9 protein-coding genes are annotated in these 11989 nt (G+C 54.2%); all 9 read left to right on the top strand.

Features of this window, described 5'->3' with window-relative positions; all coding sequences use genetic code 11:
* Positions 1-99 precede the first annotated feature (99 nt).
* The 9 genes from NH344_RS04765 to flhA all read left to right on the top strand — a co-directional run bounded on the left by NH344_RS04765 (position 100) and on the right by flhA (position 11977).
* The gene (locus tag NH344_RS04765) at positions 100-1377 is read left to right on the top strand and encodes a methyl-accepting chemotaxis protein (RefSeq protein ID WP_044629600.1); all 1278 of its coding nucleotides are present in this window, start codon (positions 100-102) and stop codon (positions 1375-1377) included.
* Between the two features lie 87 nt (positions 1378-1464).
* Positions 1465-3642 carry a methyl-accepting chemotaxis protein gene (locus tag NH344_RS04760; RefSeq protein WP_044629599.1) on the top strand — a complete coding sequence of 726 codons (2178 nt, stop codon included), beginning with the start codon at positions 1465-1467 and terminating at the stop codon, positions 3640-3642.
* Positions 3639-4511, top strand: coding sequence for a CheR family methyltransferase (locus tag NH344_RS04755; RefSeq protein WP_044629560.1), 873 nt, complete (start codon positions 3639-3641; stop codon positions 4509-4511). The genes NH344_RS04760 and NH344_RS04755 overlap by 4 nt, the downstream gene beginning before the upstream one ends.
* 84 nt (positions 4512-4595) lie before the next feature.
* Positions 4596-5657, top strand: a complete 1062-nt coding sequence (locus NH344_RS04750; RefSeq protein WP_058577009.1) for a chemotaxis response regulator protein-glutamate methylesterase — start codon at positions 4596-4598, stop codon at positions 5655-5657.
* A gap of 57 nt (positions 5658-5714) precedes the next feature.
* Positions 5715-7418 carry a methyl-accepting chemotaxis protein gene (locus NH344_RS04745; RefSeq protein ID WP_172515208.1) on the top strand — a complete coding sequence of 568 codons (1704 nt, stop codon included), beginning with the start codon at positions 5715-5717 and terminating at the stop codon, positions 7416-7418.
* A 53-nt stretch (positions 7419-7471) separates the two neighbouring features.
* Positions 7472-7861, top strand: a complete 390-nt coding sequence (gene cheY / locus NH344_RS04740) for a chemotaxis response regulator CheY (protein ID WP_044629557.1) — start codon at positions 7472-7474, stop codon at positions 7859-7861.
* Positions 7862-7903: 42 nt separating this feature from the next.
* Positions 7904-8599, top strand: coding sequence for a protein phosphatase CheZ (gene cheZ, locus NH344_RS04735; protein WP_172515209.1), 696 nt, complete (start codon positions 7904-7906; stop codon positions 8597-8599).
* Positions 8600-8732: 133 nt separating this feature from the next.
* Positions 8733-9899: a flagellar biosynthesis protein FlhB gene (gene flhB / locus NH344_RS04730; RefSeq protein WP_253027596.1), complete on the top strand. Its 1167-nt coding sequence runs from the start codon at positions 8733-8735 to the stop codon at positions 9897-9899.
* The gene (gene flhA, locus NH344_RS04725; RefSeq protein ID WP_058577010.1) at positions 9896-11977 is read left to right on the top strand and encodes a flagellar biosynthesis protein FlhA; all 2082 of its coding nucleotides are present in this window, start codon (positions 9896-9898) and stop codon (positions 11975-11977) included. Before flhB ends, flhA begins: the two co-directional genes overlap by 4 nt.
* Positions 11978-11989: the final 12 nt, after the last annotated feature.

The following is an 11989-nucleotide window of genomic DNA, read 5'->3' as shown; positions in this document are numbered from 1 at the left end:
TCTTGAGCCAAAAAACAACCCACTCTGGCGCGATGGATGGCGCTGGCTAGTACGGTTGTGTTTGGAGAAATGCGTGTGACACAGCTAGTACGTCAACTGATGAGTAATATGACCGTCCGTCTGAGTTGGGGGCTAGTATTGGCCACCTTCTCGCTGCTGGTGCTCATTGCCTGTGGTATCGGTCTTTATGCGCTGCATCACGGGGCGACCATTGTACAAAGTGCCAGCGACCCACAAGTCCAGCAGTTGGCCTTTACTTCCTTTGCCACCCGCATCCGCTGGGTATTGATCGGCGTTGTGGCCATGACCGTTTTAACGGTAGTGGTAGTGGTATGGGGCGTCAGTGCCAACGTACTGCGCCCGCTGGATCGGCTGGTCGGCTATTTTGAGCGCATGGCGCAGGGTGACCTCAGTCAGCAGATCCAGTCACCTGGCAACAATGAGATCGGCAAGCTCTATAGCGCGATGGCCCATATGCAAGGTTCCTTGTCGGAAACTGTTGGCGTGGTCAGGCGTAGCGGCACCACGATTTTTGAGCGCTCCCAGCACATTGCCAGCGGCAACAACGACCTCTCCTCTCGCACAGAACAGCAGGCTTCATCGCTAGAAGAGACGGCATCGAGCATGGAGCAACTCGCGTCGACCGTTAGCCACAATGCCGACAATGCTCGGCAGGCAAGCCAGTTGGCAGGAGACGCGACGCTCACGGCGCGTCGCAGTGGGGAAGAAGTCAGTAACATTGTTGAGACCATGCAGGAGATTAGCGCCAGTTCTCATCAAGTCGCTGACATTATCACCCTGATCGACAATATCGCTTTCCAAACCAATATCTTAGCGCTTAACGCTTCTGTAGAGGCGGCGCGTGCGGGCGAGCATGGCAAGGGCTTTGCCGTGGTAGCACAAGAAGTTCGCAGCCTTGCCAGCCGCAGTGCCAATGCTGCCAAAGAGATTCGTACGCTGATTGATGCGTCGCTCGGTAAAGTAGACGCTGGCACACATCGCGTGAATCAGGCGGGCCAAACCATGCAGGATCTCGTCGCGGCGGTACAGCGCGTTAGCGACATCATGGATGAGATTGCCTCCGCTTCAGAAGAGCAGAGCAACGGTATTGGCCAAGTTAACCAAGCGGTTGCGCAAATGGATCAAGTCGTTCAGCAGAATGCTCAGCTGGTGCAGCAAGCCGCGCGGAGCGCCAATGAGCTAGAGAGCGAGGCAGCACGCCTGCGTGAAGCCGTGGAACGGTTCCGTGTAGCAGGTGGTGGGCAGCCCGACACACAAAAACGTGTCATCAGCGCCCCTTCGCACTCGCCAACGACAACGCAGCGCCTACCGGCCACTAAAACACAAGCGCTGACCGAAGAGTGGGAAGAGTTCTAACTCAGCGCTCTCTGCTCTGGCCATGGAATGAACCAAGCTATTACCGCGTTAAAACATAAACAATAACATAAACAATGAGGCAGCATGATGCGTAATAACCAGCCAGTGACTCAACGGGAAGTTGAGCTTAAACAAGACGATTTTCTCGTTTCGCGTACTGATCTAAAAGGGCGTATAACCTACGCAAATCCAGCATTTATCGAGATTAGCGGCTATCAGCATGAAGAGCTGATAGGAGCGCCTCATAACCTAATACGTCATCCAGACATGCCGTCGCCTGCGTTTGAGAACCTCTGGAAAACCGTTCAGGCGGGGGAGACATGGCGAGGGCTGGTGAAAAATCGCTGTAAGAATGGAGACCACTACTGGGTAGACGCCAGCGTCACACCGATTGTAGAGAACGACCAAGTAATTGGTTACACCTCTGTGCGGGTGCAAGCGACCCGCAAGGCGATTGCTCAGGCTGAACAGCGTTATGCAGAGATACGAGAAGGGCGCAATAAGCGCCTCTACTTGGATAAAGGGCGCGTGCGCCAAAAGGGCTTGTTACAGCGCATTAAGCGCATTCGTCTCGACACAATACGTGCCAAATTAGTTGGCATGGTGGTCGTGGCAGGGGCCCTGCTAGTAGCGAGCGGTGGCGTGGGGCTTTATGGCCTTAATGTGGCAGGCGAACGATTGGGTGAGCTAAATAACGATGGCTTAAGGGATGTTATTCGCCTTCAGCAAATTGATCAAACGATTGCGCAAACACGTCAGGCGCTGATTGAGCCTGAGCGCATGGAGCTGATTAACCAGCGTTTCGAGATGGGGGAGGCGATAGAGGGAAGTGCTACACAAATCGTTGATATCTGGCAGGCATACTTCAGTCGCGATGTGAATACGACGCCGTTGGCCACTTCGTTCAACGAGCGGCTACAAGCTTTTTTGTCTGAAGGCATGAACCAAGCGGCTAGCGTGCTACAGGCTGAAGAGACTTACCAAGCGTTCACCGGCCTGGATGCTGTTATCAGTGTGATGAACGAGGAGGGGCGGGAGCTATCCGCTATGGTCAATCAACTGATCGCTCAAAAGCAGGAAGCTGCGGAGGCAATGGCAGCAGAGGCCGAGCGTGGTCAAACCGCCATGCTTAGCGTACAAGCTGGTGTATTAGGCGCAGGACTATTGTTACTGGTACTGATTAGTGTCCTAACGCTGCGCTCTATTATTACGCCACTGAAGCGCGCGTCACGTTTTACGTTGCAAATCGCAGGCGGCAATTTAGCGGCACATGTACCGCCCAAACGCCGTGATGAAATTGGTCAGTTGATGGACTCTCTCAACACCATGCGTAAAAGCCTGAGCAACATCATTAGTGATGTAAAAAGTGGCATTGACGTAGTCACCCCAGCAGCTAAAGACATTGCCAGTGGCAACGAAGCGCTCTCCACGCGAACTGAACAGCAGGCAGCTTCGCTTCAGCAAACGGCCTCCAGTATGGAAGAAATGACTACTACAGTTAGACAGAACAGTGATAACGCTCAAGAAGCGCGTCGACTGGCCGATAATAATGCAACAAGGGTTACACAAACCGGGGAATTGATGACACAACTGGTCGCTAATATGCAGCGGATAACACAAAGCTCGCAGAAAATGACCGACATTATCAACGTCATCGATTCGATTGCGTTTCAGACCAATATCTTGGCTCTGAATGCCTCGGTGGAAGCCGCCAGGGCGGGAGAGCATGGTCGTGGCTTCGCTGTGGTGGCCGAAGAGGTGCGTAAGCTTGCTGGGCGTAGTGCTGGAGCAGCGCAGGAAATTCGCACACTTATTGACGATTCGAGCCAGGAAGTGAGCGTAGGCGCTGGCTTAGTCGAAAAAGCTGAGGCAGCGATTAGTGAGGTTGCCGAAGCCGCACGCAGCGTTACTCATATTATGCACGACATCTCGGCGGCTTCTGCGGAACAAAGCAGCGGTATTACGGAAGTCAACCAAGCCGTTGCGGAAATGGATCAAGCAACACAGCAAAATGCTCTGCGCGTTCAAGAAACTGCACGGGCAGCTGTTGCCCTAGAGCAACAAGCAGGACTGTTGTCGCTTTCCGTTGAAGCGTTTCGACTTAACCAAAGCCCGCTAGCGGCCACTGGCTTGCAGCCGCCTGTGACCGCAACTCCAAAGGCAAACGTGTTGCCAGCGGGGTCTGCACATAACAGCAGTGCCACATCGCCTGTGCCGACTAAGAAACGGCAAATGGCCTCTGTAGAGGAGTGGGAAGAGTTTTGACAGACCAACGCGAACGGGGTAGCGACGCAGGCCAATGGGCGTCCAGTGGACAGATCGAACGCGATCTGGTGCTGACCGATGCTGATTTTGCGCGCATTCGAGAGCTGATTTACCAGCGCGCTGGTATTGTATTAGCTGAGCATAAGCGCGAAATGGTCTATAGCCGCTTAGCTAAGCGGCTGCGCCATCATGGCATGACGCGCTTTACTGACTACCTGTCGCGGCTGGAGCGTCAACCCGACGCGAAAGAGTGGGAGGCGTTTACCAACGCCTTGACTACCAATCTAACTGCTTTCTTTCGTGAATCGCATCACTTCCCATTATTGGCGGAACATATTAGGCATAAGCAAGATCCGGTAACGATCTGGTGTTCAGCCGCTTCGACAGGGGAAGAGCCCTACTCGATTGCCATGACGCTGCTAGAGACACTTGGCGCGAAAGCCTCCCAAGCCAAAGTGATTGCTACCGACATTGATACCGATGCACTGGCGAAAGCACGTAAGGGGATTTATCCCCAGGAGCAAGTGCGCAAACTGGACGAAGCGCGAGTGAAGCGGTTCTTTCAAAAAGGTACCGGCAATCACATCGGGCTTGCCCGCGTGCGCCCAGAAGTCTCGGCACTTGTTGAGTTTATGCCACTGAACTTGCTGGCCCCTCAGTGGCCTATCAAAGGCCCTTTTGATGCAATATTTTGTCGTAATGTCATGATTTATTTCGACAAAGAGACGCAAGCTAAGATTTTGAAGCGGTTTGCGCCGCTGATGAAACAGGATGGTCTGCTATTTGCGGGACACTCCGAAAACTTCTCGTATATCAGCGATGCGTTTAAGTTGCGCGGGCAAACGGTTTATACCCTCGCGAATAAGTGAACAATAGACGTGAGCTAAGCTCCGGCGAGGGCGTTTGCCAGCAGGGAGTGATGCCGCGGTGGATACCGTAAGAGGAGGCGTGCTTTGAGCGCTGCCAAGATCAAAGTGTTGTGCGTCGATGACTCGGCGCTGATTCGTGATTTGCTGACCGAAATCATTAACTCACAGCCAGACATGGAAGTTGTCGCCGTTGCGCCTGACCCCATTGCTGCCCGAGATCTGATCAAGCAGCATAACCCAGATGTACTGACGCTTGATGTCGAGATGCCGAGGATGGACGGCCTCGATTTTCTTGAGCGGCTGATGCGATTGCGCCCTATGCCGGTGCTGATGGTGTCGTCGCTAACCCAAAGCGGCTCTGAAATTACCCTGCGCGCCCTGGAGCTCGGTGCGCTGGATTTTGTAGCGAAGCCAAGCCTGGGTATTCGCAGCGGTATGATGGAGTATGCTAACGAAATTGCTGAAAAATTGCGTGCTGCAGCTCGTTCGCGTCCGCGTCAGGCACGCCATAAAAACACGCCGCCGCCCACTCGGCTTAAAGCACCCATGATATCCAGCGAGAAGCTCATTATTATTGGTGCTTCTACTGGCGGCACTGAAGCAATCCGTGCCGTATTAGAACCTTTACCTGCCAATGCGCCTGCCATTTTAATTACCCAGCATATGCCCGGTGGCTTCACGCGCTCTTTTGCAGAACGCCTGGATCGACTGTGTAGTATTACCGTGAAGGAAGCCACGGACGGTGAGCGGGTTCTGCCAGGCCATGCCTATATTGCCCCTGGCGACCAGCACTTAGAGCTTGCCCGCAGTGGCGCCAACTACGTAGCCCGCCTAAATGATGGACCGCCGGTTAACCGCCATCGCCCCTCGGTAGATGTGTTGTTTCACTCCGCTTCTAAGCATGCTGGCAAAAACGCCATCGGCGTCATTCTGACCGGTATGGGGAAAGATGGCGCGGCAGGCCTATTAGAAATGCGTCAAGCAGGTGCGCCGACGATCGCACAAAATGAAGAGACCTGTGTGGTTTTTGGTATGCCGCGAGAGGCGATTGCCGTTGGGGGAGCAGTCGAGGTCGTTGCACTCGACGATATACCGTCGCGTCTTATGGCGCTGGTTGCTGCTTCAGGGCGCGCGCAGCGCGTTTAAGTACCAAGAAATGTCAAACCCTTCTTGGTTCATGCATTAATAAGGGGAGCCATAACAATGACGCGTTTACTGCGCAATTTAAGTATTCATTCGACCGTGGTAACGGCGCTAACCTGCCTCGTCACGCTGATGTTGGTTGTGGGTGGGCTTGGCGTCGTGGCTGACCGTAATGCTCAGAGTAACTTAGCGACGCTGAATCTTATTGGAAATGAACAGCTTAACGAGCTGAACCGCGCCGACTCTCTACTCAACCAAGCCATGCTAGCCATGGAGACTGCCTCTAATTTACTGATGGTGGGGCAGACTCGCCAATCTAATGAGCAGGTAGAGGTGGCGGCAAATCGTATCGAACGGGCCGAGCGTCGCTTTGAGAAGTATCAGGCCGCGCCGCGTACAGCACGGGATGAAGTTTTGGGAAGCGCTGTCGATGAAAACTTCCGCGCTGTGCTTGATCTGGTAAAGCAGCAACACGCTAGCTTTGAGTTCATGGATATCAATACGTTTAACCAGCTACGAGGCGAACTGGCCGAGCCACTAAACGCACTCTCCGAAAGTATTGATGCCTTCGTCGATTATGGTTTTGGGCGTGTTGATACAATCCGTGTGGATGCTGAGTCTCAGGGAGAGCTGTTTACCTTAATCAACGCGCTAGCGGTAGGCCTTGCGCTGATAGTGACGCTGGCCATTTATATCGGTTTACGCCGCACAGTCATTGCGCCACTTAACAATGCCGTTCAGCGGCTTGATCGCATTGCCGAGGCAGACTTAACGCAGCCGCTGCCAGAGGCCGGTAAAAACGAAATTGGCCGTTTATTTTCGGCTATGGCCACCATGCAGCAAAACCTTAGCGCAACGGTGGCACGGGTGCGCGAGGGGAGTCGAGAGATTCACCACGGCACCCGAGAAATCGCCAGCGGCAACGCTGATCTTTCATCGCGTACTGAGCAGCAGGCAGCGTCCATTGAGCAAACGGCGGCCAGTATGGAGCAGATGACAGCCACCGTGAAACAGAATGCTGACAACGCTCGACAGGCCAGTACGCTAGCCGCTGATGCTTCCACCACAGCAGAACGGGGTGGCCAAGTCGTTGAACAAGTGGTGCAAACCATGCACGGTATCTCCACCAGCTCTCAAAAAGTGGCAGATATCACTAATGTGATCGATTCCATCGCGTTTCAGACCAATATTCTGGCACTGAATGCTTCGGTTGAGGCAGCACGGGCTGGCGAGCAGGGGCGCGGGTTTGCGGTGGTGGCCGGGGAAGTGCGTAACCTCGCTAGCCGCAGTGCGGATGCGGCAAAAGAGATTAAAACGCTGATTGAGGCGTCTGTTAGTCAGATCAACCAGGGTTCATCTCTGGTAGAAAAGGCGGGCCAGACAATGACGGAAGTCGTCACCGCGGTGCGCCGGGTTACAGATATCATGGATGAGATTTCAGCGGCGTCCCAAGAGCAGAGCGACGGTATTGAGCAGGTGAGTCAGGCAGTGGGGCAAATGGACCAGGTGACTCAGCAAAATGCCGCGTTAGTCCAGCAGGCAACCGCAGCGGCCGCTTCACTAGAAGAGCAAGCAAATCGCTTAGAAGAGGCGGTCGCGGTCTTTCAGGTGCTAAGTGCTCAGCAGGCATCACATGCGTTACCTACGCGTGTATCAGCATCGCACACGTCGGTTCCTAAGGCGTCTGCTGCTCAGTCAACGGCTTTACCGCCGAATCGTCGAGCAACTGCCCAGCAGCACCACGAAGAGTGGGAAGAATTTTAACCCTGACTGAATTCCCAGTCACCCTATAGATGTCGTTATTGAGAGGATGACCAATGGCTGATAAGAACATGAGTTTCTTGGTAGTAGACGATTTTCCCACTATGCGCCGGATCGTACGTAGCCTGCTGAAAGAGCTGGGCTTCACTAATGTTGAAGAAGCCGAAGATGGTCAAGATGCGCTTAATAAATTGCGCGCGGGCAATTTTGAGTTTGTGGTTTCCGACTGGAACATGCCCAACCTAGATGGCCTGGAAATGCTGAAAGAGATTCGCCAGGACAATGCGCTAAAAGACTTGCCAGTACTGATGGTAACGGCCGAAGCAAAGAAAGAGAATATTATTGCTGCCGCACAAGCGGGTGCCAATGGTTATGTCGTCAAACCGTTCACTGCCGCGACCCTAGAAGAGAAGCTGAATAAAATCTTCGAGAAAATGGGTAAATGACGCAGCTGAGCCAAGGCGCTCGGTTAACGAGGAGACAACACAATGAGTCAGAATGAGCAGGGTGGTTCTGCCCAACTGTCTGAAGAAGCCGCAGAAGACCTTATCTTTCGTATTGGTAAGCTTACCCGCATGCTGCGTGACAATATGCGCGAGTTGGGCTTAGACAAAGAGATTGAAAAGGCCGCTGAAGCGATCCCCGACGCCCGTGACCGGCTGCACTACGTGGCGACGATGACCGAGCAGGCTGCAGACAGGGCGTTGAACGCCATTGATCGTGCGCAGCCGCTGCAAGATCAGCTCTCTGAGCGTGCGGAAGCACTCGACAAGCGTTGGGCCGAGTGGTTCGAAGCACCAAAAGAGCTAGACGACGCAAAGGTGTTGGTAAAAGAGACGCGCACCTACCTGAGCGACGTGCCAGAAATTACCTCAGCGACCAACAAGGAGCTGATGGACATTATGATGGCACAGGATTTCCAGGATCTTACCGGTCAAGTCATCAAGAAAATGATGGATGTGATCCGTGAGATCGAGCATCAGCTGGTACAGGTACTCATCGACAATGTTCCCGGTGTTGAAGCTCGTGAAACGATGCAGCGCAAGGCCGAAGATCAGTGGAAAAATGAGAAAGCTCGCCGCAATGAAGATCTTCTTAATGGGCCGCAGGTGAAAGGGAACGCCCCTGATATCGTTACCGGCCAGGATCAGGTAGACGACTTATTGGACGAATTAGGCTTTTAATGCTGGGTTATTAGCTCATTGTAAGCCGCTACATCTGGCAAAATAGGTAGACTGTTCAGCCGTCCTTTAGGGCGGCTGAGTTTATGGTATGCCTTATTTTGGTCAACTGGCCACTCGTCAGCCGGATAACAGCATGGCAGATAACGACAGCGATCAGGAAAAAACCGAAGAGGCCACGCCCAGGCGATTAGATAAAGCCCGCAAAGAGGGTCAGGTGCCTCGATCCCGCGAACTAACTACCTTCATGATGCTGCTGGGTGGGGTGATGGGGTTGTGGGGTATGGGGCAAATGCTCTATGACCAGCTTGGGATGGTGATGGAGCAGGCGTTTTTATTTGAGCGCCGCCATGCCATGGAAAGCACGCCTATGTTGGTGAATGCGCTGGATCTTGGCCAGCGAACCCTCATCGCTATGCTTCCCTTATTTTTACTGCTCACGGTGATTGCACTGGTTGCACCGGCACTGCTAGGTGGCTGGTTAATCTCTTCAAAATCGTTGCAGCCTAAATTTTCAAAATTAAACCCAGTGAAAGGGTTAAAAAGGATATTTTCTGTTCAGGCCCTTGCTGAGCTGGCTAAGGCGATTGCTAAGTCCATCTTGGTGGGCGGTGTGGCAGCTGGCTTTTTATATTTTAATATTGGCAAATTTATGGGGCTAATGGACCAGCCCGTGCAGCAGGGACTGGTCAGTGCGCTGAATATGGCAGCGCTGGTGGCGGGCCTCATCGTCCTGTCACTGATCGTGGTTATTCTCATTGATGTCCCATTTCAGCTGTGGAATAACGCCAAACAGCTGCGTATGACCAAAGAAGAGGTGAAGCAAGAGCATAAAGACTCTGAGGGCGACCCCCATGTGAAGGGCCGTATTCGCCAGCAGCAGCAGGCCATGGCCCGCGGGCGCATGATGAGCAAAGTACCTGAAGCTGATGTCATTATTACCAACCCAACCCACTATGCAGTGGCGCTGGTTTACCAGGAGGGGCGTATGGGGGCTCCTCGGTTGGTGGCCAAAGGGGCCGATGCTGTTGCCGCTCGAATCCGTGAGATTGGCGAGGAAGCAGGTGTTCCGCGCTTGGAGGCAGCACCTCTGGCGCGCGCCCTGTATCATCATGTCGACTTAGAAGCTGAAGTGCCCGCCGAACTGTACACTGCCGTGGCCGAAGTGATGGCCTGGGCCTACCGCCTGAAACATGTTGCACAACAAGGAGGCGAGGTGCCCCCCACACCCGATAATTTACCGGTACCCCCGGAAATGGATAGTCCCGGCCGTCGTGCCGATGGCAATGAGGCGCAACCATGAAAGGCTTAAGCCAGTTGATCAATCAGCGTAACTGGATGAACGATGTGAGCATGAAGCTGCTCGCCGGTCCGCTGCTGATTTTAATGATTCTGGGCATGATGATTCTGCCCCTTCCGCCGTTCGCGCTGGATCTGCTGTTCACTTTCAATATTGCGCTATCGATTATGGTGTTGTTGGTCAGCATGTTCGCCGAGAAGCCGCTGGACTTTGCCGCGTTTCCGGCCGTGCTGCTGTTTACCACGTTGCTGCGTCTTTCGCTGAACGTCGCCTCGACCCGTGTGGTATTGATGGAAGGCCACGAAGGCGGCGATGCGGCGGGCAAGGTCATTGAGGCCTTCGGCACCTTCCTGGTAGGCGGTAATTTCGCGGTAGGCTTGGTCGTGTTCCTCATCCTGGTGATTATCAACTTTATGGTAATCACCAAGGGGGCTGGGCGTATTGCCGAGGTAGGGGCCCGCTTCGTGCTTGACGCTATGCCCGGCAAGCAGATGGCGATTGATGCCGACCTGAACGCTGGCCTGATTGGTGAGGACGAAGCGAAAAAGCGCCGTGCCGAGGTTGCCCAGGAAGCGGATTTTTATGGCTCAATGGACGGTGCCAGTAAATTCGTCCGCGGTGATGCCGTGGCAGGCCTGGTTATCATGGTGGTTAATATTATCGGCGGCCTACTGATTGGTATGATGCAACACGACCTGGGGTTTGCCGATGCCGCCCGCACGTATACGCTGCTAACGATTGGTGATGGCCTCGTCGCCCAGATTCCAGCGCTGGTGATCTCCACGGCGGCGGGCGTGACCGTGTCACGGGTAAATACCGAGCAGGACGTTGGTCAGCAGATGATCAGCCAGCTGTTTGTAAACCCCCAGGTGATGATTCTGGCAGCCATGGTAATGGGCCTGCTAGGCCTTGTTCCCGGTATGCCCAACCTCGTTTTCCTTATTTTCACGGCGCTGCTGGGCGGCCTAGCCTGGTATCTAATGCGTAGAAAAGAGCAGACCTTGGTTAAGGAAGAGATCTCTGCAGCACCACCGCCCATCCAGGAAACACCTGAAGCCAGCTGGGAAGATGTTCAGCTGGTAGACATGCTTGGTTTAGAGGTGGGGCATCGCTTGATCCCCTTGGTGGATTCCCGGCAGAAGGGTGAACTGCTGGACCGTATTAAAAGCGTACGCAAGAAGTTTGCCCAGGAAGTGGGCTTCCTGCCGCCCGTGGTGCACATTCGCGATAACTTAGAACTACCACCCAATACCTATGTGCTCTCCATGAAGGGAGCGGAAATTGGCCGCGCTGAGGCGCAGGCCGGTAAATGGCTAGCCATTGATCCTGGTCAGGTCTCGGGGGAGCTTCAGGGTACACCGACCCAAGACCCTGCCTTTGGCTTGCCAGCAGTATGGATTGACGCTAACCAACGGGAGCATGCTCAGGTATACGGGTACACGGTCGTGGATGCCAGTACGGTCATCGCCACGCACCTTAACCATCTGCTGCACCGCCACTCGCCTGAACTGCTGGGCCGCCAGGAGGTTCAAAAGCTGCTGGACAAGTTGGGCGAAGATCAAAAATCGCTGGTCGAAGAAGTAGTGCCGAAGTCCATCTCCCTCACCGTGCTGCAGCGCATTTTGCAGAACCTACTGGATGAGGATGTCTCGATTCGTGATATGCGTACCGTGCTGGACACCTTGGCAGAGCATGCGGGTCAGCAGAAAGATCCCAACGAGCTAACGGCTCTGGTGCGTATTGCGCTGGGCAGGGCCATTACCCAGCAGTGGTTCGCGGGCCAAGATACGCTGCATGTGATGGGGCTGGATGCGCAGTTAGAGCAAGTCTTGTTGCAAGCAATGAACGGCAATGGTGCGATGGAGCCAGGGCTGGCGGATACCTTGATGAATCAAGCGCAGCAAGCGTTAGAGAAACATGAAGGCAGTGGTGAAGCGCCTGTGCTGGTGGTTCAGCACTCGCTACGGGCCGTGTTGTCGCGCTTCCTGCGCCGCCGCATGCGCCACTTAGTGGTGATGTCTCAAGCGGAAATTCCCGACGACCGCACCCTGCGCGTTACCACGCTGGTGGGTGGTCGCTAATGGCCACACTTC

The organism is Halomonas sp. Ps84H-12, from assembly GCF_024124725.1.
Classification (GTDB): domain Bacteria; phylum Pseudomonadota; class Gammaproteobacteria; order Pseudomonadales; family Halomonadaceae; genus Vreelandella; species Vreelandella aquamarina.
Note: the sequence above shows the minus strand (reverse complement) of the source record. Positions and strands in the feature narration are given on the sequence as shown.